A 22,808-nucleotide genomic window follows, 5' to 3' on the forward strand; every position below is an offset into this window, starting at 1 on the left:
ACAGCATCCCCACTTTCGATAGGGACTTTGATGCAGGTTGAGACATTGCGTGATGGCAATGGTAATATCCCGCAATCATCTAAGGAGTCGTCATGGCGGTCACGCATCAACATCTACCCCTGGAACAAGTTCGTCCCGGCATGGTCTTGTCGGATGTCTTGCTCGATGCGCATGGACAAGTGCTGTTGCCGCAAGGCGCGGTATTGACGGAAAACATGCTGGCCCTGATGCCGCGTCACAACATCGACATGCTGCCGATCCAGGCACCGCCCCCGTCGCCGGAAGAAATCGCCGCGCAGCAGGCGGCCGACAGCGAACGGCTGGCTTACCTGTTCCGCAAGCTGGACCCGGAAAATCCCGAGGATGCGGCCACCGCCTTGCTGCGCAGCTATGTCACGGCTTACCGCCTGGGCACGGGAGAAGCAGCATGAGCACCCAGCTGACGCTCGACGATATCGTCGCCCACCTCGATGACTTGCCTTCGCTGCCCGCCGTCGTCATGGAATTACTCAACAGCATAGACCAGGAAGACGTGGATATTTCCGTGCTGGCGAAAAAAGTCTCGTACGACCAGGCGCTGACGGCGAAGACCCTGCGCCTGGCCAATTCGTCGCAATACGGCCTGCAAGTGAAGGCCACCACCATCCAGCAGGCGATTACTTACCTGGGCTTCCAGACCACGCGCAGCCTGATCACCTCGGCCGCCATCACGGGCTGCTTCCCGGAAGGACGCTGCCCCGGCTTCGACGACAAGGCCTTCTGGCGCCATTCGGTGGCGACGGCCGCCTGCGCCAAGGTGCTGGCGCGGCAGATCCGCTTCAACCAGGATTACGCATTCACGGCCGGCTTGCTGCACAACATCGGCCGCCTGGTGCTGGTCAGCAGTTTTCCCGCGCAGTATGCGCAAGTCATCGCGCACCAGGCGGCGCACGATTGCAGCCTGCTCGCAGCGGAGCAAACGGTGCTGGGCGTGGACCACGTGCAGGCGGGCGTGGCACTGGCCGAACACTGGAATTTTTCCGATACCATGCGCCTGGCGCTGGCCAACTACCTGCAGCCGGAAACGCCGGGGGCGGGCTTCCTGGCATCGCTGATCCACGTGGCCAATGCCGTCGTCTGCGCGCTCGACCTGGCGCAGGCGGGCGACGACATGGTGCCGCGCGTCTCGCCCGTCGCCTGGGATGCGCTGGGCCTGGGCGAAGATGCGTATCTGCAACTGTTCCGCGAAACGGAGCTGCGCTACGACGAAATCACCACGGCCTTGTTAAGCTGACTCGGCAGGCAAAGCCGCAAACGCAAACGGCCCTCGCCTGGGGGCGAAAGCCGTTATGGGTACTGCCTCATTCCACCTTGCCCGGTCCACGCCAGCCTGTTGCCGCCAGCAGCTACGCAAGCGGCACAGTCAGCGTACAACCGCCACCTCAGTGCGCGTAATTCGATTCTTGCGCATCGCCGCGGTCTTCCGCTTTTGGACGGCCCTGGGCGTCGGACAGACGATACTTGGTGCGGCGGTCGCCCATCAGGTCGCGCAGGTCGCGGATGCTCATGCCCGTCACTTCGTGCATGCGGATCAGCAGCGAGGCGCCGACCGGCAAGCGGTGGTGACGGATCTTGCTGATGACGGGTGGCGCCACTTCGAGCAGGCGCGACAGGGCTGCGTCGTTTTTCAGCTGCATCTTGCTCAGCAGAATATCCAGCAGGTGATTCGGGTTGTAACTCTCTTGCGATGCTAATGCATGATGTGCCATGATTTTTCCTCGTCTGGTGAATGTAGAAAATAATGCCGATACGAACTTAAGGCTGGCTTAGAGTGTTTAAATAAACGTCTTCCATCAGTGTCAGCCTCCCCTCCGCCGTCCCTCCTTGTCGCACTGCCTGCACAGGACTCGCACTGCCACGCCCAGCCAACATGCACAGCTTGCCGCGTGAGTAAAAGCACGTGCAATCCGTTGAAATGAATTGCATATAAGACAATATACTAGTCCAAACACGCAGCATCTGCGCCTCGCGCAAACTTCCTGATTGTTAAATATCAATCAAACTGCTGGTTGGCTTGGCAACGATGCTATTTCAACACATTAGGATGCCAGCGGGCGCACACAAGGCTTTGCAGCAACTTGTTACAAATCAATGGTGTCGTACGGCAATAAATGCTTTGCAGCATCGTCGTTCCGGGCGCCTTGTTCACACCGCAACCTTGTCGGCAAGGTCAGCACGACATGGCCCGTCCCGGCGATTTACGCTAAACTATGGCCTGAACTTGCAGCGAGCCTGCCACCGGGCAGCCAGAGGCGCCCGGCCGGTCATCCACCGTCTCCCGCCCCGAGCGGCGCACGGCGCAAGCCCCCTGCCCAGCTGATTTGCCGCCACACTTAGTTGTCCCACTTATTTGCCGCCACATTTACCGATAAGCATCCGACTCCATGCAGAAAAAAGTATTCATTAAAACCTTCGGCTGCCAGATGAACGAGTACGACTCGGACAAGATGGCCGACGTGCTGGGCGCCTCCGATGGCCTGGTGCGCACCGACACGCCGGAAGATGCCGATGTGATCCTGCTCAACACTTGCTCCGTGCGCGAAAAGGCGCAGGAAAAAGTGTTTTCCGACCTGGGCCGTCTGCGCGAGCTGAAACTGGCCAAGCCGCACCTCTTGATCGGCGTCGGCGGCTGCGTGGCCTCGCAGGAAGGCGACGCCATCGTCAAGCGCGCGCCGTATGTCGACATGGTCTTCGGCCCGCAAACGCTGCACCGCCTGCCGCAGATGATCGAGCTGCGCCGCGCCAGCGGCGATGCGCAAGTGGACATCAGCTTCCCGGAAATCGAAAAGTTCGACCACATGCCGCCAGCCAAGGTGGAAGGCGCTTCGGCGTTTGTTTCCATCATGGAAGGCTGCAGCAAATATTGCAGCTACTGCGTCGTACCCTACACGCGCGGCGAGGAAGTGTCGCGCCGCTTCGAGGACGTGCTGACGGAAGTGGCAGGCCTGGCCGCCCAGGGCGTCAAGGAAATCACCCTGCTGGGCCAGAACGTGAACGCCTACCGGGGCGCGATGGAAGGCGGCGAGATCGCCGACTTCGCCCTGCTGCTCGAATACGTGGCCGACATTCCCGGCATCGAGCGCATGCGCTTCGTCACCAGCCACCCGAAGGAATTCACGCAGCGCCTGATCGACGCCTACGCCAAGATTCCGCAACTGGTCGACCACCTGTACCTGCCGGCGCAGCACGGTTCCGACAAGGTGCTCGGCGCCATGAAGCGCGGCTACACGGGCCTCGAATACAAGTCCATCATCCGCCGCATCCGCGCCGTGCGCCCGAACATGGCCATTTCCTCGGACTTCATCGTCGGTTTCCCCGGCGAAACCCAGGCCGACTTCGATGCCATGATGAAACTGATCGCGGACGTCGGCTTCGACAACAGCTACAGCTTCATCTTCAGCAAGCGCCCCGGCACGCCGGCCGCCAGCCTGGAAGACGACACGCCGCATGACGTCAAGCTGGCCCGGCTGCAGCAACTGCAGGCGGCCATCGACGCCAATACGCGCAAATACAGCCTGGCCATGGTCGGCAGCGTGCAAACCATCCTCGTCGAAGGCCGCTCGAAGAAGGACACGATTGACCGCGAACTGCAAGGCCGCACGGAAAACAACCGCGTGGTCAATTTCGACGCCGGCCCGGACGGTTTGCACCTGGTCGGCCAGCTGGTCGACGTGCGCATCACCGAAAGCCATTCCTACACCCTGCGCGGCGAACTCGTCGCCAGCGCCCCCGCATTGAAAAGAGCCAGTTGAAAACCAAAGCCCCGATACAGCCGCATTACTTCATCCCCGAGCCGCTCGACAACACGCGCCTGGCGCATCTGTGCGGACCGCTCGATGAAAACCTGCGCCAGATTTCCGCCGCCCTCGACGTGACGATCTTCCGCCGCGGCGAGAAATTCATCGTTGGCGGCAGCAATGCCGAACGGGCCGTGGAAATCCTCGAGCAGTTCTACGCCATCGCCAACAAGGTCGTGCCGCTGGAAGAAGTGCAGCTGGCCCTGGTGGAACAGCGCGCGGGCCTGTCCGCCGCCTCGGAACACCACGCCAATACGCCCATCAGCACCTTCGTCGAGCCGGACATCGCCAGCCCCGTGCTGAAAACGCGGCGCGCCGACCTGCGCGGGCGCACGCCGCACCAGATCGCCTACTTGCGCGACATTCTCGAGCACGACATCAGCTTCGGCGTGGGACCGGCCGGTACGGGTAAAACCTATCTGGCCGTCGCCTGCGCCGTCGATGCGCTCGAACGCGACGCCGTCAAGCGCATCATCCTGACGCGCCCCGCCGTCGAAGCGGGCGAACGCCTGGGCTTCCTGCCGGGCGACCTGGCGCAAAAGGTTGACCCCTACCTGCGTCCCCTCTACGATGCGCTGTATGATTTGCTGGGCTTTGACCGCACGCAAAAACTGTTTGAAAAACAGGTGATCGAGATCGCCCCGCTGGCCTACATGCGCGGGCGCACCCTGAACCACGCGTTTGTCATCCTCGACGAGGCGCAAAACACCACCGTCGAACAGATGAAGATGTTTTTGACGCGCATCGGCTTTGGCAGCAAGGCCGTGGTGACGGGCGACGTCACGCAAGTCGACCTGCACAAGAGCCAGACGAGCGGCCTGATCGACGCCGTGCACGTGCTCAAGGATGTGCGCGGCATCGGCTTCACGCAATTTAACAGCACCGACGTGGTACGCCATCCGCTCGTCGCGCGCATCGTCGACGCCTACGAAACGGCGCAGGCGGCCAATGCCGACGCCGCCCAGTTACTTCCCTTATTGAAACCAGCTGCCGCCAAAAATGTCGAAAAAAAAATAAACTGTCCTTGTCCGTGCAATACCCGGATACCCGCCTGGCAACCCTGATCACGCGCCCGAACGTGCGCCGCTGGGTCAAGGCGGCCCTGTTCGCCCCGGCCGAATTCACCATCCGCTTCGTCGACGCGGAGGAAGGCCGTACCTTGAACCGCGATTACCGCGAAAAGGATTACGCCACCAACGTGCTGACGTTCGCCTACAACGAAGGCGAAGAGCTGGCCGAGCACGAGCCGACGCGCGCCGACATCATCCTGTGCACGGACGTGCTGGAAAAGGAAGCAGCCGAGCAAAAGAAAAGCGTGGAAGAACACACGGCCCACCTGATCGTCCATGGCGTGCTGCATGCGCAGGGCTACGACCACATGGACGACGAGGAAGCGGCCGAGATGGAGGGCCTGGAAACGGAGATCCTCGCCAAACTCGGCATTACCGATCCGTACAAGGAGTAAGGACATGGGCACCTGGGCACTTGACGCCTTCGGCAACGACTACGCCATGGACTGGGCGCAGGACTTGCACGAATATAAAACCCTGGAACTGGTCGAGACCACGCTCGACAACGTCATCGACAGCCAGGAAGCGGAGCTCGAAGCGCCGTTCGCCGCCGAGGCACTGGCCGCGCTGGAAGTCATCGCGCGCCTGCTGGGCAAGCCGGGCGAGGACGACCCGGCCACGGCCGAGGTGGATGAATGGGTGGCCGCCTGCAGGAAGAAAGTCACGCCGCCGCTGCTGGAAAAGGCGCGCCTGGCCTTCGACAAGATCACCGCCGAGACCTCGGAACTGCGCCAGCTGTGGCAGGACAGCGAGCATTTCGCCGACTGGCAAGCCGACGTGGCGCACTTGCGCGCGCGCGTGCTGGGCCCGGAAGCGGCGTAAAAGATCGCGCAACGGCGCACTTCAACGTATTAAATTTGCATCAAAAGCGGGGAAATCCGGTATTCCCCCACTTTTGGTGTATCCTATATCCCTTCGCAACAACGGCTCACACGCCTCCTATGCCCGAGCACCCTAGTGGCGTCAGAACTGACGTCAAGCCCCACCGGTCACTGTTTGAACGCCTGACCGCACTCATTTCCCCCGAGCCAGAGAACCGTGCAGAATTGCTCGAAGTTCTACACGATGCGCATGAACGCAAGCTGATCGACGCCGACGCCCTGTCGATGATCGAAGGCGTGTTCCAGGTGTCGGATCTCTGTGCGCGCGACATCATGATTCCCCGTTCGCAAATGGATGTCATCGACATCAGCAAGCCGATCGAGGAATGGATGCCGGAAGTCCTGTCCACCGCCCACTCGCGCTTCCCCGCGATCGAAGGCGAGCGCGACAAGGTCATCGGCATCCTGCTGGCGAAAGACTTGCTGCGTTATTACGCAGAAGAAACTTTCGACGTGCGCGACATGCTGCGCCCCGCCATCTTCATCCCCGAATCGAAACGCCTGAATGTGCTGCTGCGCGATTTCCGCGCCAACCACAATCACATGGCCATCGTCGTCGATGAATACAGCGGCGTCGCCGGCCTGATCACCATCGAAGACGTGCTGGAACAGATCGTCGGCGACATCGAGGACGAATACGACTTCGACGAAGCCGAGGACAATATCCTCTCGCTCAAGGAAGGCCAGTTCGGCCCCCGCTGGAGAGTCAAGGCGCTGACCGAGATCGAACAGTTCAACGAAGAAGTGGGCAGCCACCTGGTGGACGACGACGTCGACACCATCGGCGGCCTGGTCTCGAAGTACCTGGGCCGCATGGCGCACAAGGGCGACATCTTCGACCTGGGCAATTTGCGCTTCGAGGTGCTGCGCGCCGATGCGCGCCAGGTGCACGTGCTGCTCGTCGAGCGCCTGCCCAATGTGCCGGAACTGGAACTCTGACATGCGCGTGCTGTAAATGCGTTTCAGACGCTTAGATCCCAACGCCCCCGCCAAACCGCCCCGCAGCACGTGGGCGCGCATGCTGACTGCCTTTGTTGCCGGCGCCGTCGCCGTGCTGGCGTTCGCCCCTTTCGGCTACTGGCCTTTGCAAATCCTCAGCCTGGGCGTGCTGTTCTACCAGGTACTGCGCGCAGCGAACGTCAAGGCCGGCGCGCTGATCGGCTGGGCCTATGGCTTTGGCTGGTGCGCGGCCGGTACGCACTGGCTGTACATCTCCATGCACCGCTACGGCGACATGGCCGCGCCGATCGCCGCCATCGCCGTGGCCCTGCTGGCCCTCTTGATGGCCATCTACGTGGCCCTGGCCATGGGCGCGGCCGCCTGGCTGCGCCAGCGCTGGGTGCTGTCCCTGCCCGCCATGACCTTGCTGGTGCTGCCTGCCACGTGGACGCTGTTCGAATGGACGCGCGGCTGGCTGTTTACGGGTTTCCCGTGGCTGGCCACCGGTTACGCCCACAATGCCAGCCCGCTGGGCGGCTTTGCCCCCATCGTCGGTTCGTATGGCCTGGGCTGGCTGGCGGCGCTGTCGGCCGGCGCCCTGCTGCTGCTAGTTCACCCCTGCACCGCACGCGCTGGTTTGCGCTGGGCGGCGTCGTCGCGCTGTATGCGGCCGGCGTTGGCCTGCAATATGTGAACTGGACCCATCCGGTCGGGCGCCCCATCACGGTGCGCCTGTTGCAGGGGAACGTGCCGCAACAGCAGAAATTCGACCCCGGCTTCGTGCTGGGCGCCCTGCAGATGTACCAGAGCGCCATCACCAGCGCGCCGGCCGACCTGATCGCCACGCCGGAAACGGCCGTCACCGTGCTGCCGCACCAGCTGCCGCCCGGCTATCTGGACAGCCTGGCGACGTATTCGCAGCAGACGGGCAGCACGATTTTGCTCGGCATGCCCGTGCTCGACGAACAGCAGCGCTTCTACAATGCGGCCCTGGGGATTTCCCCCAACGGCACGGGCGGTCCCTACTACCAGTACCGCAAGCACCATCTGGTGCCGTTCGGCGAATTCGTGCCGCCCGGCCTGCACTGGTTCGTCGCCATGATGGCCATCCCGCTGGGCGACATGGGCCGCGGCGCCGAGGTGCAGGCCCCGCTGCAGGTACGCGACCAGCTGGTGCTGCCGAATATCTGCTACGAAGATCTGTTTGGCGAAGAAATCGCAGGACAGCTGGCCAGCGCCCACCGCCAAGGCAAGCAGTCGGCCTCGGTGCTGCTCAATATCTCGAACCTGGCCTGGTTTGGCGATTCGATCGCCATTCCGCAGCATCTGCAGATTTCGCAGATGCGCAGCCTGGAAACGGGCCGCCCCATGCTGCGTTCGACGAACACGGGCGCCACGGCCGTCATCGACGGCAAGGGCGTGGTGCAAAGCCTGCTGCAGCCGGAAAAGCAAGCCACGCTGGCGGCCAAGGTGCAAGGCATGGGCGGCATGACGCCATACATTCTGTACGGCAACAAACTGGTGCTGGCCCTGGCCGCGCTGGCCCTGATGACGGCTTTCCTGCTGTCGCGCGCCGCCCGCCGTGGCCGCGCCGCGCAGCAATAAGCGGCCGATATTGCCCGAAGAGTCACAGTGGGCGCATAAAAACCGCTAAAATTAGCAAAACCCCGGCCCGGACGCGCTTGTTAGCAGCGTGCGGGCTTCAAGCAAACCTTAACAAAGCGCAGCCTCCCGCGCGGCGAACTCATACGATGCTCACATTTCAACAAATTATCCTGACCTTGCAAACCTATTGGGACAAGCAAGGTTGCGCCCTGCTCCAGCCTTACGACATGGAAGTCGGCGCCGGCACCTTCCACACCGGCACCTTCCTGCGCGCGATCGGCCCGGAACCGTGGCGCGCCGCGTATGTGCAGCCGTCGCGCCGCCCGAAAGATGGCCGCTATGGCGAAAACCCGAACCGCATGCAGCACTACTACCAGTACCAGGTGGTCTTGAAGCCGGCGCCGGAAAACATCCTCGACCTGTATCTGGGTTCGCTGGCCGCGCTGGGCCTGGACCTGAAGCAGAATGACGTGCGCTTCGTCGAAGACGACTGGGAAAGCCCGACCCTGGGTGCCTGGGGCCTGGGCTGGGAAGTCTGGCTGAACGGCATGGAAGTGACCCAATTTACCTACTTCCAGCAAGTGGGCGGCCTCGATTGCAAGCCCGTGCTGGGCGAGATCACCTACGGCATCGAACGCCTGGCCATGTATCTGCAGGGCGTGGAAAACGTGTATGACCTGGTGTGGACCGAGTGGGAAGAAAATGGAGTCACGAAAAAACTGACCTACGGCGACGTCTTCCACCAGAATGAGGTGGAGCAATCGACCTACAACTTCGAGCACGCGAATACGGACCTGCTGTTCGAACAGTTCGGCAACTACGAAGCGGAAGCGAAGCGTTTGATCGAGCTGCAACTGACCCTGCCCGCCTACGAAAAGATCATGAAGGCCTCGCACAGCTTCAATATGCTCGATGCGCGTGGCGCCATCTCGGTGACGGAACGCGCCGCCTACATCGGCCGCGTGCGCACCCTGTCGCGCCTGGTGGCGCAAGCGTATTACGACTCGCGCGAGCGCCTCGGTTTCCCGATGCTGCCCGCCGCAGACCAAGCCGCCGCCTAATTCGAGCCTCTACACCGCCGTACCTGACAAGAACACCATGAACCAAACACTGCTCATCGAACTGCTGACCGAAGAACTGCCGCCGAAAGCGCTGGCCAAACTGGGCGCCGCCTTCACGGCCGGCATCGTCAACGGCCTGAAATCGCGCGACTTCCTGGAAGCCGACAGCGTCGCCACCAGCTACGCCTCGCCGCGCCGCCTGGCCGTCTCCATCACCAACGTACGCGAAGTCTCGCCCGATAAATCGATCCGCGAAAAAGTCTTGCCCGTCTCCGTGGCGCTGGACGCGAACGGCAACGGCACGCCGCCGCTGGCCAAGAAACTGGCCGTGCTGGGCTTTCCCGATCTGACGGTGGCCGAGCTGGAACGCGCCGCCGACGGCAAGGCGGAAAGCTTCTTCTACACCTACACGGCGCCGGGCAGCCAGCTTGCCGCCGGCGCGCAAGCCGCCTTGACCGAGTCCTGCGCCAAGCTGCCGATTCCAAAACTGATGAGCTACCAGCGCCCGGACGGCACCACCGTGCAATTCGTGCGCCCGGCCCACAGCCTGATCGCTCTGCATGGCATCAATATCCTGCCGTTGACCTTGCTGGGCTTGACGGCCGGCCGCACCACGCTGGGCCACCGCTTCCTCACCGACGGCGAACCGATCACCATCGCGCACGCGGAGAACTATGCGCCGTCGCTGATTCTCAACGCCAGCGTCATTGCCAGCAACGAGGAACGCAAGGAACGCATCCGCGCCCAGCTGCTGGACAAGGCCGGCGCCGACCAGGTACTGATGCCAGAGGCGCTGCTCGATGAAGTCACGGCCCTGGTCGAATGGCCGGTCGTGTATGAATGCCATTTCGAGGAAGAATTCCTGGCCGTGCCGCAGGAATGCCTGATCCTCACGATGCAGACGAACCAGAAATACTTCGCCCTGACCGACAGCGAAGGCAAGCTGCGCTCGCTTTTTGATCGTCTCGAACATCGAGACGGACACGCCCGAGCACATCATCGGCGGCAACGAGCGCGTCGTGCGCCCGCGCCTGTCCGACGCCAAGTTCTTCTTCGAGCAAGACAAGAAGAAGACCCTGGCATCGCGTCTGCCGCTGCTGGCCAACGTCGTCTACCACAACAAGCTGGGCACGCAAGCGGCCCGCACAGAGCGCGTCAAGTCGCTGGCCGGCGCCATCGCCGCCAAGCTTCAATATGACGTGGCGCTGGCCGAACGCGGCGCCCTGCTGGCCAAGGCCGATCTGCTGACCGACATGGTGGGCGAATTCCCCGAGCTGCAAGGCATCATGGGCACGTATTACGCGCGCCATGACGGCGAGCCGGAAGAAGTGGCGCTGGCCGCCTCCGAGCACTACCAGCCGCGCTTTGCCGGCGACAGCCTGCCGTCGACCGCCACCGGCACCGCCGTGGCTCTGGCCGACAAGCTCGAAACCCTGGTCGGCATCTGGGCCATCATCGGCCTGGCGCCCACGGGCGACAAGGACCCGTTCGCGCTGCGTCGCCACGCCCTGGGCGTACTGCGCATGCTGCTGGAAAAACGCCTGCCATTGTCGATCCAGGGCTTGCTGGCCGATGCGGCCGCGCAGTTCGCAGCGGTGCCCGGCTTCAAGGACCCGGTCGCGGATGTGACCACCTTCATGCTGGACCGCCTGCGCGGCATCCTGCGCGAGCGCGGTTTCTCGCCGAATGAAATCGAAGCCGTCGTGGCGCAGAACCCGGACCGCCTGGACGACATCGTGCAGCGCTTGGAAGCCGTGCAGGCGTTTGCCGCTCTGCCGGAAAGCGCCTCGCTCGCCAGCGCCAACAAGCGCATCACGAACATCCTGAAAAAGAACGAGGAAGCCGTGAGCCTGGTCGCCGCCGGCGGTGTCAACGTGGCGCTGCTGCAGGACGACGCGGAGAAAAAACTCGCCGCCGCCGTCTCGCGCGTGCAGCCGGAAGTCGACGCGCTTCGCCAAGGGCGATTTCACCAGCACCCTGCAAACCCTGGCGCAGCTGCGCGATGACGTCGATGGCTTCTTCAACGACGTGATGGTGATGGCCGAGGATGTCGCCCTGCGCAACAACCGCCTGGCACTGCTGTCGTCCCTGCACGGCATGATGAACCGCGTGGCCGACATTTCCAAGCTGGCGGCATAATGGGGACTCCGGCGCTGAAACTGATTATTCTCGACCGCGACGGCGTCATTAATCATGACTCGCCGGACTTCATCAAGTCGCCGGCCGAATGGCTGCCGATCCCCGGCTCGCTCGAAGCGATCGCCCGCCTGAACCAGGCCGGCTATCGCGTGGTCGTCGCCTCGAACCAGTCGGGCATCGCGCGCGAATACTTCGACATGACGGTGCTCAACGCGATCCACCAGAAGATGCACACCCTGGCGCAGCAGGTGGGCGCCGATATCGACGCCATCTTCTTTTGCCCGCACGCGGGCGCGGACAATTGCGACTGCCGCAAGCCGAAACCGGGCATGTTCCATGAAATCTCGCAGCGCTACAACACCAGCCTGAAAGGCGTGCCCACGGTCGGCGATTCGCTGCGCGACCTGCAGGCCGGTTTCATCAGCGGCTGCGCGCCCTACCTGGTCCTGACGGGCAAGGGCGAGAAAACCAACGAAACGGGTGGCCTGCCGCCTGGCACCCAAGTCTTCCCCGACCTGGCCGCCGTCGTCGGCCACCTGCTCAAGGCGCCAGCCGCACCGGCGCCCACAGTGGCATTCAGTATCTAATCTTCGGAGAACCGCATTGCGTAATATTTCCCTGTTCCTGCGATCCCTGCTGTTCATGATCATCATGATCGTGGCCACCATCGTCTGGGCCTGCGTGTGCTTTTTTGCCGCGCCATTGAGCTACAACAAGCGCTATTGGGTCACTTCGCGCTGGAACGTGTTTATCCTGTGGTGTGCCAAGGTCATTTGCGGCATCCGCTATGAAGTCAAGGGGGCCGAGAACTTCCCCGATGCGCCGGCCATCGTGCTGTCGAAGCACCAGTCGGCCTGGGAAACCATCTTCTTGCTTCCCAGCCTGCCACGCCCGCTCGTGTACGTGTTCAAGAAGGAGATTTTGTACATCCCGTTCTTCGGCTGGGCCATGGCGCTGCTGCGCATGATCCCCATCGACCGCAAACAGGGCAAACATGCGTTCAAGAGCGTGGTCGCGCATGGCAAGCGCCGCCTGGCCGACGGCCAATGGATTATCATGTTCCCTGAAGGCACCCGCATTCCCGTGGGCCAGGCGGGCAAGTACAAGAGCGGCGGCACGCGTCTGGCCATCGCGACGGGCGCCGTGGTGGTGCCGATTGCGCATAATTCAGGCGAGTGCTGGCCCAAGCAGTCATTCCTCAAACGCCCGGGACTGATCACCGTCTCGATAGGCAAACCGATTTCGCCGGAAGGGCAAACCCCGGACAGCATGATGCAACAGGTGGAAAATTGGATAGAATCAGAAATGCGCGTCATTTCGCCTCACGCCTACAACGCTGGCTAGACGGCATCAGCGCGGTCATCCAGGAGCCGACCCTGCGCCAGCAGATGAAGACCATCAAGGTCGGCGACCAGCAACTGGATTTGTTCGCGCATGACGTCTCGACCAGCACGCCCCCGGCGGTGCGCCCCACGGCACCGCCAGCGCCGCCCGTGGCGCCACCGGTAGTGGCGCCCGCGCCCCCCATCGTTCGCCCTGCCCCGCCCCCCCTGCCTTCCCCGCCACGCACCGCCGATGGCCCGCCGCTGCGCCAGCTGCAACTGGGCAGCCACCTCGTCGAATTCGCCCTGCGCCGTTCCACGCGCCGCTCCATCGGCTTCATGATCGACGATAACGGCTTGCGCGTGACGGCGCCCAAGCGCGTCACCCTGGCCGAAATCGACAACGCCATCCGCGCCAAGCAAGGCTGGATCGTCTCGAAACTGCAGGAACGGGGCGAACGCAAGGTGCAGCGCCAGCAGCGCCCGCCCGTGGCCTGGATCGACGGCGCCGTGCTGCCGTATCTGGGCGGAGAGATCACCTTGCGATTGCACCAGGCGCCGCGCCACCGCGCCAGCTTCCAGCGCGAGACGAATGAGCTGCACGTGTGGGTCACGCCCACGGGCAGCGAGCAGCAGTTGAAGGAAAAAGTGAAGGGCTGGTTCCAGCACGAGGCGCGCCAGCTGTTTGAGGCGCGCCTGGATCTGTATGCGGACAAGCTGGGCGTAAGCTACGATTCGCTGTCGCTGTCGTCGGCCGGCACGCGCTGGGGCAGCTGCACCATCGAGCGCAAGATCCGCCTGAACTGGCGCCTGATCCACTTCGCCCTGCCGCTGATCGACTACGTGGTGGCGCACGAGCTGTCGCACCTGCTGGAAATGAACCACAGCCCCCGCTTTTGGGCCACCGTGGAATCGATCTATCCCGATTACGACGGGGCCAAGCAGGCATTAAGGAAGCGCTCGCAAGAACTGCCGGTGTTGTTTTAACGGTACTCCCACCAAACGGCGCAAAGCTGGGGTCTGACCCCGGAATTAAACCAACAATAAAGGTTGGATGGCCGCGATGGTGCGCGGCGTGGCACCCCGGTGCTGGTTGGCAAACGCCAGCGCCCGCTCTCCCATGGAAGATAAACGCGCCGGATCCTGCAGCAAGGCCGCCGCCTGCGCCATCAGCGCGTCGGCATCCGCCACCAGCGCGGCGCCGCCGGCGGCAATCGCCTGCTCGGTCACCAGGGCAAAATTGAAGGTGTGCGGGCCGATCAGCACGGGCTTGCCCAGAGCCGCCGGTTCGATCAGGTTCTGTCCGCCCAGTGGCAGCAGGCTGCCGCCGACGAAGGCGCAATCGCAGGCCGCGTAGTACGCAAACATCTCGCCCATGGTATCGCCCAGCAGCACCTGCGTGCCCGCCGCCACAACATCGTCCTGCGCCAGGCCGGACCTGCGCTGCACGGCCAGGCCCTGCGCCGCGATCAGCTTTTCCACCTCGTCAAAGCGCTGCGGGTGGCGCGGCACGATCAGCAGCAGCGCATCATCTGGCAAGCTGGCGCGGGTATACGCATCGAGGATCAGCTGCTCTTCTCCTTCGCGCGTGCTGGCGCACAGCAGGACGGGGCGCCGGCCGATGGCGCCGCGCAGCCAGGCGCCTGTCGCCAGCGCCGCCTCGGGCACGACGACGTCGAACTTGATGCTGCCCGTGACGACCACGTCCCGCACGCCCAGCTGGCGCACGCGATCGGCATCGTCCTGCGTCTGCGCCGCCACCAGGCTGATGCCGCGCGCCGCGTCGGCAATGAGTTGGCCCAGGCGCTGCGCCTTGCCCAGCGAACGCTGCGACAGGCGCGCGTTGGCCAGCACCACGGGCACTTTGTAGCGATTGCATTGGTGGATCAGATTCGGCCACACTTCCGTCTCCATCAGGATGCAGATGCGCGGCGCAAAATGGCGGATGAAACGGGCCGGCATGGCGCCCGTGTCATACGGCAGATAGCTTTGCACCAGGCGCGCGCCGTGCTTGGCGAACAGCGCCTTGCCCGTGGCGCGCCCCGTCGGCGTCATGTGCGTGAGGACGATGCGGCATGCGGGCCAGGCCGCCAGCAGCGCATCGATCAGCGGCTCGGCCGCGCGCGTCTCGCCGACGGAGACGGCGTGCAGCCAGATGGTGTCCGCAGCGGGTTCCGGCTGGCGGCCGTAAAACCCCAGGCGCTCGCCCCAGTGCTGGCGGTAGCCAGGTTCCTGGCGTCCGCGCAGCCACAGCCGCGCCAGCACCAGGGGCAAGGCCAGCCACCAGGCAAGGGTATAAAGAAGTCGCATGATTGTTTGATGTTGAAGTCAGGCGGGAGGATAGTCGGCCAGCAGGCGCTGCGCCGCGGCCAGCACTTCCGGCACGCCGGGCGGCGCGCCCTTGTCGCCCAGGTTGATGATTTTCGGCGACCAGTTGCCTTCCGTTTTCCACAGCGGCGAATCGGCATAGATTTCCACCGTCGGACGCACAAAAGGCGGCCGCGATATGCGTCAGGCCCGTGTCGACGCCGATCACCAGCGCCGCGTGGCGCGCCAGCAAGGTGGCGTCGCCCATCGACAGTTTCGGCAGCACGCGGGCGTTCGGCAGGCCGGCCGCCAGTTGTTCGGCTTCCGCCTTTTCCTTGGGCGAACCCCACGGCAGCAAAATCGGCATGGGCGCGAGCGCATAGCCCAGGGCGATCCAGTTCTGCGGTGCCCATTTCTTGGCGTCGCGCGCGGTGCCGTGGAAATACACGCAGTAGGGCGCCGCACCCATCCAGTCCGGGCGCGGCTCGCTGCCGGAGACTTCCGGCAAGCCGAAATCGGCCGGCGTGTCGACCGCGTAGCCAAGTGCTGCGGCAGCCACCAGGCGGCCGCGCGCTACCGCATGCGTGCGCGGGTCGAGCGGAATGCTTTTGGTGTGGAACAGGCGCGAAATGCCTTCGTAGCCGGAGCCTTCGCTGCCGTTGGCCAGGCCGACCTTCTGTCCGCCCCGGCGCCAGGCGCGCGGCGCCCATGATGATGCCCGTCTTCAGCAAGCCCTGGGTATCGAATACATAATCGTAGCGCGTCTGGCGCAGGCTGCGGAAGAAGGCGGCGATTTCCGCGCGCGTCTCCTTCTTGCCCAGGCTCTTGCGCCAGCGCCGCAGCGCGAACGGGAAGATGGTGTTCACGCGCGGGTTCAGGCGCACCAGGCTGGTGTAGCCTTCCTCAACCACCCAGTCGATGGTCGCGTTCGGGAAATGGCGGGCGATGTCCGCCACCATCGGCAGGTTATGCAGCACGTCGCCCAGCGAAGATACCCGCACCAGCAGGATTTTCAAGGGCGCCTGTGCGCCAGGTTGACCGGCCATGCTGTCAGAACGGCAGGACGGCGTCAGGCTTGGCGGCCAGGATCACGCTCTTGAACTGTCCCTGGATGCGCGCCAGGGCTGCCGGCGTTTCCGCTTCGAAGCGCATGACGATCACCGGCGTGGTGTTCGACGAACGGGCCAGGCCGAAACCGTCCGCGTATTCCACGCGCAGGCCGTCGATGGTGATGATCTGTTCATTGCCGGGGAAGACGGCGTCGCGGCGCAGCATGTCCATCAGCGCGACGTTCTCGCCTTCCTTCAATTCCAGGTGCAGTTCCGGCGTGCTGTCGGACTGCGGCAGGGAGTTCAGCAAGGCTGAAGGATCGGCTTCGCGCGTGAGGATTTCCAGCAGGCGCGCGGCCGAGTACAGGCCGTCGTCGAAACCGTACCAGCGGTCCTTGAAGAAGATATGGCCGCTCATTTCGCCGCCCAGCGGCGCACCCGTCTCGCGCAGCTTGGCTTTCACCAGCGAGTGGGCCCGTCTTGTACATCAGGGGCACGCCGCCATGCTTGCTGATCCACGGCGCCAGGTGGCGCGTGCACTTCACGTCGTACAGGATTTGCGCGCCAGGATGGCGGGTCAGCACGTCGGCTGCGAACAGCATCATCTGGCGGTCAGGGTAGATGATCTGGCCATCCTTGGTGACCACGCCCAGGCGGTCGCCGTCGCCGTCGAAGGCGATGCCGATTTCGGCATCCGTTTCGGCCAGGCAGCGGATCAGGTCTTGCAGGTTTTCCGGATGCGCAGGGTCCGGATGGTGGTTCGGGAAATTGCCATCGACGTCGCAGAACAATTCGATGACTTCGCAGCCCATGCCGCGGAACAGGTCGCCCGCGAAGTCGCCGGCCACGCCATTGCCGCAATCGACGGCGATCTTGATCGGGCGCGCCAGCTTGACGTCGCCCAGGATGCGCTGCAGGTAGGCGGTGCGGATATCATGCGTGGCGTAGCTGCCCTGCTTGGCGCTGGCACTGCCGTCGTGCGCGACGATGCTGTGGTACAGCGCCTGGATCGCTTCGCCATGAATGGCTTCACCGGCCAGCACCATCTTGAAGCCGTTGTAGTCGGGCGGATTGTGGCTGCCCGTGACCATGATGCCGGAGCGCGTGTCGAGCACATTCGTGCCGAAGTAGACCATCGGCGTGGCCACCACGCCCAGGTCGATCACGTCGACGCCTGCCGCTTGCAATCCCTGCGCCAGCGCCGCCGTCAATTCAGGTCCCGACAAGCGGCCATCGCGGCCGATCACGACCCGTTGCTCGCCCTTGGCCAGAGCGGCCTGGCCGAAGGCCTGACCGATCTTGTGGGCCACGCTGGCATCGAGGGTTTTAGCGATGATGCCGCGAATATCGTAGGCCTTGAAGATCGTTCTGGACAATGGAAGCATGGTGTGGGCGATATATAAGAAGAAATAGGGGCTAAATAAGGTGCCTGGCAAGGTGCAGCGCGCGGCGGACCGCTTGCCACTGCGCCAAGAGTATACCGAATTATACGCGCAGCAGATCGATGGACTTGCCCGATTCCACCCATTGCCTGACCCACAGCGGCTGGCGGCCACGGCCTGTCCATTGCTCGGCCGCATTGTCAGGATGGCGGTAGCGCACCGCGACCTTGCCCGTGCGCGGGTGCAAACCATCGAGTATCAGTTGTTTCAGCGGAATGCCCGCCTGCTGCGCGATGGCCATGATCTGTTCGCGCGCCTTGTTCAAATCTTCACGTTCGCGGCTGTTCAACTCCTGTTTGACATTATCTTCCAGCTTGCGCAATTCCTGCATCGTCATCGTCGACAGATCCATTGGTACATCCTTTATATTAATTTAAATAATAAAATCACGTGGAATATACTACATTGCATAAACATTTGCGCACCGCTGCATAATCCGTCGCCAATTGAATCACGGCCCACTGATTATTTAGCGGGCCAACATTAAGATGAAATGAAGAATATGCCGGAAGCGCGCAGGGAAAATGCATGAACATCGATGAAATGGCATGCCAGGGCGGCAGGCGGGCGGATTATGTATCGATATATGGCAGAGGGAGAAGTCCAATTAAATTCCCATGCAGCATAATCGGCATCCGCTTTTCCTTCCCGCTGGCAAAAGCCTAATCAGGCACCTGCCAGGAATACCCCCGACGCCAAAGGGCAGGCATGCTTATAATGCATGCGCGTAGTTCACTTTACCCGGCACATATGAAAACTTATTTTATCGGCGATCTGCAAGGCTGCCATGCACAAACCGTCGAATTGATCGAACGGATACAGGCGGCGGCGAAAGGCCCGTACCGCCTGCTGTTCGCGGGCGACTTGATCAACCGCGGCCCGGCCTCGCTGGCCACCCTGCGCCACGTGCACGCGCTGGCCCGGCAGGGCCTGGCCGACAGTGTTCTGGGCAACCACGACTTGCATTTTCTGGCCGTGGCCAACGGCATCCGGCCCGAGCACGCGTCCGACACCCTCGCCGAAATCCTCGACGCGCCCGACCGCGATGAGTTGCTCGACTGGCTGCGCCGGCGGCCACTGGCACTGGAACACGATGGCCATGTGCTCGTACATGCGGGCTTGCTGCCGCAATGGAGCGCGGCCCAGGCCCTATCCCTGAGCGGGGAAGTGTCCGCCATGCTGCGCAGCGATGGCTGGGTGGCGTTCCTGCGCACTATGTACGGCAACGAACCGGCCGCCTGGCGCGACGACCTGCAGGGCGCCGACCGGCTGCGCTGCATCGTCAACGCCATGACGCGACTGCGCTTTTGCACGCCGGACGGCGTGATGGACTTCAAGATGAAGGAAAGCGGCAGCCCGCCGCCAGGCTCCGGCCTGCTGCCATGGTTCGACGTGCCGGGCCGGCGCAGCGCCGGCGACACCATCGTCTTCGGCCACTGGTCGGCGCTGGGATTGCAGTTGCGCGAGCACTTGATCGGCCTCGATAGCGGCTGCGTGTGGGGCGGAAAACTGTCGGCCGTGTGCCTGGAAGACCGCTCGCTGCTGCAAGTCGACTGTCCCGCCTTCCAGCAGCATGGCGGCAAGCGGTAAGCCGCATCGCGCATATGCTTAGTCGAAATCGGTCGTTGGTCTTGCCGCGCGTGGCCCGTATGATGGCGCTTTTGCCATTGCGATCCCATGCATCCTGATACCGACAGACTGGCGCGCTGGCTGCTCGGCAGCCTGGAACTCGACACCGCCGTCCTGCATGTGGGCCAGTACTGCGGCCGCTGGCGCGCTTCCACGGCGGGCCGGGAACTGGGCAGCTTCCACCTGGTGCTCGATGGCCACTGCTATTTGCACCTCGACGGGGCTGCGCCGATTGCGCTCGGCCCGCGCGATGGCGTCTTCCTGCTGCGCGACTTGCCGCACTTCCTCAGTCCCCACAGCGATCCGCTGCAGGCGGTGAGCGCGCAAGCCATGCTGCCGCTGCAGGCGTCCACGGACAGCCCGGCGACGGCGCTGGCCTGCGGCTTCTTTCAATTTCGCGGCGCCCTCTCCGCGCTGATCGTCGACTCGTTTCCGCCGTATCTGCTGATACGCGGCGACGCGCCCGCCTTCAGCGCCGCCGCCGCGCTGTTCGACCTGATCCTGGCGGAGGCGGGCGGCGACCCGGAACAACCATCGCCATTGATCGCGCGCCTGGTCGAGCTGCTGTTCTTTTACCTGATCCGCCACGTGGCGCAGGGCGAGCAGGTGGCGGCCGGCCTGCTGTCGCTGCTGCACCAGCCCGCATTTTCGCCGCTGCTCGAACGCATGCTCGACGCCCCTGCCGACGACTGGTCGATCGAGAACATGGCCAAGGCGGCCTGCATGTCGCGCGCCAGCTTCTGCAAGCATTTCGCCAGCGCCAGCGGCCACTCGCCGGCCCAGTTCCTGCTCCTGCTGCGCATGAAGATCGCGGCGCGCCGGCTGCACGACGGCGTCTCCGTCGAACGCGCCGCCGAACTGGTGGGCTACCGCTCGCACGCCGCGTTTACACGCGCCTTCAAGCGGGTCACGGGCGAGCAGCCGGGCGCCTACCGGCGCGACCAGCGCCAGCGTCAACTGGCCAGCTAAAATCAAGAATCACACAATCACAGACGAACGAGCACAAAAGGACGACGCTGACGTCTGTTGCGTGCACGGCATGGCCGATATAATGCCCGGGGACTTACTAACTTAGCAAGGTACCCCATGTCCCGTCTGACGCTGCACACTCTCGATACCGCCCCGGCCGACAGCCGCCCCTTCGTGGAAAAGGCCATCGCCAACAACGGCTTCCTGCCCAACCTGATCGGCGTGCTGGCCAATGCCCCGCTGGCACTGGAAACCTATCTGACCGTCTCCGGCATCAATGCGCGCGCCAGCCTGACGTTGATGGAACGCGAAGTGGTGCAAATCACGGCTGCGCGCATCCATGGCTGCGATTTCTGCATCGCCGGCCATAGCGCCATTTCGCTGAAAAAAGCGGGCCAGACGCCCGACACGGTGCGCGCCCTGCAGTACGGCCAGCCCACAGGGGATGCGAAGCTCGATGCCGTCGCCGCCTTCGCCACGGCCGTCATCGCCACGCGCGGCGCCGTCAGCGACGCCGAATATCAAACCTTCCTGGCCGCCGGCTACAAGGAACAGCAGGCGCTGGAAGTGGTACTGGGCATCAGCCTGGCCACCTTGTGCAATTTCTCCAACAGCCTGGCCGGCACGCCCGTCAATCCGCAACTGACGCCCTACCTGCCTGGCGCCGTCTGATATGGCGCATCTCAATCACTGGCTGCACATGCATGCCGACCAGCTCGACCAATCATCGGACCTGGCTGAAACCGTATTACCGGCGCTGGCCGGCGACCAGCTGCTGGGCATCGGCGTGCCGCAGGAGCACGGCGGCGCGGGCGGTGACGTGCGCGATGCCATCGACGCCATCGCCAAGGTAGCCGAACAATCGGTGACGGCGGCCTTTGTCTTCTGGGGCCAGCGCTGCTTCATCGAATTCCTGCTGCAAAGCGAAAACCGCGCGCTGGCCGAGCGCCGCTTGCCCGGCCTGCTGGCAGGCACGCAGGCGGGCGCCAGCGGCCTGTCGAACGCCATGAAATTCTTGTCCGGCATCGAGCAGCTGCAAATCACGGGCGCGCGCCACGGCGACGGCTTGCTGGTCGACGGCGGCCTGGCCTGGTGACGAACTTGCGCAAGGCGGGCTTTGTCGCGGCAGCCGCCGTGGCGCCCAACGACGGCGCGCCACCCGTCATCGTCGCCTTCGACAGCGGCACGGCGGGCGTCAAGCGCAGCGACGACCTGGACCTGATCGCCCTGCGCGGCAGCAATACGGCCTCCGTCAAACTGGCGCAGGTGCACATCTCCGCCGCGGACATCATCAGCGACAATGCGCCGGCCTGGCTGCCGCAGGTACGCCCTTCCTTCCTCGGCATGCAGTGCGGCCTGTCGATCGGCCTGGCGCGCGCCAGCCTGGCCAAAGCGGCGCAGATTTCGGCCGGTTCGCGCAACGCGCTCACGCCGCGCATCGAAGCGCTGCAAGCGACTCTGGAAAGCGCCGTCGCCACCTTGCTGGCCGGCGTGCACGATGGCCGTTTCAAGAAAGAGGCACCGGCCATGTTCCGCCTGCGCATACAGCTGGCCGACGTGCTGCAGCAGGCGCTGATGCTGGAACTGCAAGCCATGGGCGGGCGCGCCTACCTGAACGCCGAACAGCAGGGCTTTGCCCGCCGCTGGCGCGAATCGTCGTTCATCCCCATCGTCACCCCCAGCCTGACCCAATTGCAGGCAGCCTTGCAGCTGTTTGACAGCCAGCAGGCGGCAGCGGGAGCGCCGGCATGACGGCAGCGACGCAAGACTGGGCGCTGCAGGCGCAGGACCTCAGCTACGCCTATCCGGGCACGGCGCCCGTGTTCCAGCACGTCTCGCTGGGCGTGCGCAAGCGCGAAATCGTCTGCCTGCTGGGCGGCAGCGGCTGCGGCAAGTCAAGCCTGCTGCGCGTGCTGGCCGGCTTGCAGCCGCCATCGACGGGTGCAATTCAATTCCTCGATGCGCCCATGCGCGAACCGGACCCGCGCAGCGCCCTCGTGTTCCAGCAGGCGAGCCTGTTGCCGTGGCTAAACGTCACGGGCAACGCCGGCTTCGGCCTGGACTTCAAGCACCAGCCGCAGCTGACACGTGAAGCGCACCAGACGCGCGTGGCGCAGGCCATCGAAGCGGTGGGACTGAAGGGCCGCGAGAAGCTGTATCCATCCGCGCTGTCGGGCGGCATGGCGCAGCGCGTGGCGCTGGCCCGTGCGCTGGCACGCGAACCGGAACTGCTGTTCGCCGACGAACCGTTTTCGGCCCTCGACGCCATCACGCGCGCCGAAATGCAGTCGCTGCTGGTCGACGTGGTGCACCGCTGGCACACGGCCGTGCTGCTCGTCACGCACGATATCGATGAAGCGATCCTGGTGGCCGACCGCATCCTGCTTATGGGCGGCAAGCCCGGCAACATCGTGCGCGAATGGCCCGTCGCCATCGCCCAGCCGCGCATCGGCCACAGCGCCGACGTCATCGCCCTCAAGATGGATATCCTCGACGCCCTGCAGGCGCTGCAAAAGCAGGATCAAACGCCCGCCTTTGCTCCCAATTAATCGACCGGAA

20 protein-coding genes and 4 pseudogenes are annotated in these 22,808 nt (G+C 63.9%); 19 read left to right on the forward strand and 5 right to left on the reverse strand.

Features of this window, described 5'->3' with window-relative positions:
• Nucleotides 1-92 precede the first annotated feature (92 nt).
• Entirely contained in the window at nucleotides 93-431 is a 339-nt protein-coding gene (locus ACQVLG_RS03000; RefSeq protein ID WP_474292807.1) for a hypothetical protein, read from the forward strand.
• A complete protein-coding gene (locus ACQVLG_RS03005; protein WP_474292808.1) occupies nucleotides 428-1,273 on the forward strand; it encodes an HDOD domain-containing protein in 846 nt (281 codons plus the stop codon). The genes ACQVLG_RS03000 and ACQVLG_RS03005 overlap by 4 nt, the downstream gene beginning before the upstream one ends.
• A 148-nt stretch (nucleotides 1,274-1,421) precedes the next feature.
• On the opposite strand, the gene ACQVLG_RS03010 is transcribed toward ACQVLG_RS03005, so the two are convergent.
• On the reverse strand, nucleotides 1,422-1,748 hold the full coding sequence (locus tag ACQVLG_RS03010; RefSeq protein ID WP_034746769.1) for a hypothetical protein: 327 nt from the start codon (nucleotides 1,746-1,748) through the stop codon (nucleotides 1,422-1,424).
• A gap of 675 nt (nucleotides 1,749-2,423) precedes the next feature.
• Here ACQVLG_RS03010 and miaB point away from each other — a divergent pair.
• From miaB to ACQVLG_RS03070, 12 genes and pseudogenes are all read left to right on the forward strand, one after another.
• A complete protein-coding gene (gene miaB, locus ACQVLG_RS03015) occupies nucleotides 2,424-3,791 on the forward strand; it encodes a tRNA (N6-isopentenyl adenosine(37)-C2)-methylthiotransferase MiaB (protein WP_230538851.1) in 1,368 nt (455 codons plus the stop codon).
• Nucleotides 3,788-4,900 carry a PhoH family protein gene (locus ACQVLG_RS03020; protein ID WP_474292809.1) on the forward strand — a complete coding sequence of 371 codons (1,113 nt, stop codon included), beginning with the start codon at nucleotides 3,788-3,790 and terminating at the stop codon, nucleotides 4,898-4,900. Before miaB ends, ACQVLG_RS03020 begins: the two co-directional genes overlap by 4 nt.
• Nucleotides 4,861-5,301 carry an rRNA maturation RNase YbeY gene (gene ybeY, locus ACQVLG_RS03025; protein ID WP_474292810.1) on the forward strand — a complete coding sequence of 147 codons (441 nt, stop codon included), beginning with the start codon at nucleotides 4,861-4,863 and terminating at the stop codon, nucleotides 5,299-5,301. Before ACQVLG_RS03020 ends, ybeY begins: the two co-directional genes overlap by 40 nt.
• A 4-nt stretch (nucleotides 5,302-5,305) precedes the next feature.
• Entirely contained in the window at nucleotides 5,306-5,728 is a 423-nt protein-coding gene (locus ACQVLG_RS03030; RefSeq protein ID WP_474292811.1) for a DUF4259 domain-containing protein, read from the forward strand.
• Between the two features lie 119 nt (nucleotides 5,729-5,847).
• Complete coding sequence (locus ACQVLG_RS03035) at nucleotides 5,848-6,726, forward strand: HlyC/CorC family transporter (protein ID WP_034746750.1); 879 nt, start codon at nucleotides 5,848-5,850, stop codon at nucleotides 6,724-6,726.
• A gap of 79 nt (nucleotides 6,727-6,805) precedes the next feature.
• On the forward strand, nucleotides 6,806-7,420 hold the full coding sequence (locus ACQVLG_RS03040) for a hypothetical protein (RefSeq protein WP_474292812.1): 615 nt from the start codon (nucleotides 6,806-6,808) through the stop codon (nucleotides 7,418-7,420).
• Entirely contained in the window at nucleotides 7,408-8,331 is a 924-nt protein-coding gene (gene lnt, locus ACQVLG_RS03045; protein ID WP_474295516.1) for an apolipoprotein N-acyltransferase, read from the forward strand. The genes ACQVLG_RS03040 and lnt overlap by 13 nt, the downstream gene beginning before the upstream one ends.
• A gap of 146 nt (nucleotides 8,332-8,477) precedes the next feature.
• Nucleotides 8,478-9,392, forward strand: a complete 915-nt coding sequence (glyQ, locus tag ACQVLG_RS03050) for a glycine--tRNA ligase subunit alpha (protein ID WP_152257971.1) — start codon at nucleotides 8,478-8,480, stop codon at nucleotides 9,390-9,392.
• Nucleotides 9,393-9,429: 37 nt separating this feature from the next.
• Nucleotides 9,430-11,531 (forward strand): annotated as a pseudogene (gene glyS, locus ACQVLG_RS03055) (glycine--tRNA ligase subunit beta).
• A complete protein-coding gene (gene gmhB / locus ACQVLG_RS03060) occupies nucleotides 11,531-12,118 on the forward strand; it encodes a D-glycero-beta-D-manno-heptose 1,7-bisphosphate 7-phosphatase (protein ID WP_230538857.1) in 588 nt (195 codons plus the stop codon). The pseudogene glyS and the gene gmhB overlap by 1 nt, the downstream one beginning before the upstream one ends.
• A gap of 16 nt (nucleotides 12,119-12,134) precedes the next feature.
• Nucleotides 12,135-12,875, forward strand: a complete 741-nt coding sequence (locus tag ACQVLG_RS03065) for a lysophospholipid acyltransferase family protein (protein ID WP_034746739.1) — start codon at nucleotides 12,135-12,137, stop codon at nucleotides 12,873-12,875.
• 44 nt (nucleotides 12,876-12,919) lie between these two features.
• A complete protein-coding gene (locus tag ACQVLG_RS03070; protein ID WP_230539253.1) occupies nucleotides 12,920-13,840 on the forward strand; it encodes a M48 family metallopeptidase in 921 nt (306 codons plus the stop codon).
• A gap of 45 nt (nucleotides 13,841-13,885) precedes the next feature.
• Here the strand turns inward: ACQVLG_RS03070 and waaA are convergent, their stop codons facing one another.
• The 4 genes and pseudogenes from waaA to ACQVLG_RS03090 form a co-directional block, all read right to left on the reverse strand.
• The gene (gene waaA / locus ACQVLG_RS03075) at nucleotides 13,886-15,163 is read right to left on the reverse strand and encodes a lipid IV(A) 3-deoxy-D-manno-octulosonic acid transferase (protein ID WP_474292813.1); all 1,278 of its coding nucleotides are present in this window, start codon (nucleotides 15,161-15,163) and stop codon (nucleotides 13,886-13,888) included.
• 18 nt (nucleotides 15,164-15,181) lie between these two features.
• Nucleotides 15,182-16,206, reverse strand: a pseudogene (waaC, locus tag ACQVLG_RS03080) (lipopolysaccharide heptosyltransferase I).
• A 4-nt stretch (nucleotides 16,207-16,210) separates the two neighbouring features.
• Nucleotides 16,211-17,594, reverse strand: a pseudogene (locus ACQVLG_RS03085) (phosphomannomutase/phosphoglucomutase).
• Nucleotides 17,595-17,694: 100 nt separating this feature from the next.
• Nucleotides 17,695-18,003, reverse strand: a complete 309-nt coding sequence (locus tag ACQVLG_RS03090) for an H-NS histone family protein (RefSeq protein ID WP_230538861.1) — start codon at nucleotides 18,001-18,003, stop codon at nucleotides 17,695-17,697.
• A 398-nt stretch (nucleotides 18,004-18,401) separates the two neighbouring features.
• On the opposite strand from ACQVLG_RS03090, the gene ACQVLG_RS03095 reads away from it, so the two are divergent.
• The 5 genes and pseudogenes from ACQVLG_RS03095 (at nucleotide 18,402) to ACQVLG_RS03115 (ending at nucleotide 22,798) form a co-directional block, all read left to right on the forward strand.
• Complete coding sequence (locus ACQVLG_RS03095; protein WP_474292814.1) at nucleotides 18,402-19,241, forward strand: symmetrical bis(5'-nucleosyl)-tetraphosphatase; 840 nt, start codon at nucleotides 18,402-18,404, stop codon at nucleotides 19,239-19,241.
• Between the two features lie 87 nt (nucleotides 19,242-19,328).
• On the forward strand, nucleotides 19,329-20,249 hold the full coding sequence (locus ACQVLG_RS03100; protein ID WP_474292815.1) for an AraC family transcriptional regulator: 921 nt from the start codon (nucleotides 19,329-19,331) through the stop codon (nucleotides 20,247-20,249).
• A 117-nt stretch (nucleotides 20,250-20,366) separates the two neighbouring features.
• Nucleotides 20,367-20,921 (forward strand): carboxymuconolactone decarboxylase family protein, encoded by a 555-nt coding sequence (locus ACQVLG_RS03105; RefSeq protein ID WP_230538865.1) that lies wholly within the window; start codon nucleotides 20,367-20,369, stop codon nucleotides 20,919-20,921.
• A 1-nt stretch (nucleotide 20,922) separates the two neighbouring features.
• Nucleotides 20,923-22,001: pseudogene (locus tag ACQVLG_RS03110) on the forward strand (acyl-CoA dehydrogenase family protein).
• Nucleotides 21,998-22,798 (forward strand): ABC transporter ATP-binding protein, encoded by an 801-nt coding sequence (locus ACQVLG_RS03115; RefSeq protein ID WP_474292816.1) that lies wholly within the window; start codon nucleotides 21,998-22,000, stop codon nucleotides 22,796-22,798. Before ACQVLG_RS03110 ends, ACQVLG_RS03115 begins: the two are co-directional and overlap by 4 nt.
• The last annotated feature ends 10 nt before the right edge of the window (nucleotides 22,799-22,808 follow it).

It is taken from the genome of Janthinobacterium sp. TPC_1 (assembly GCF_056037845.1).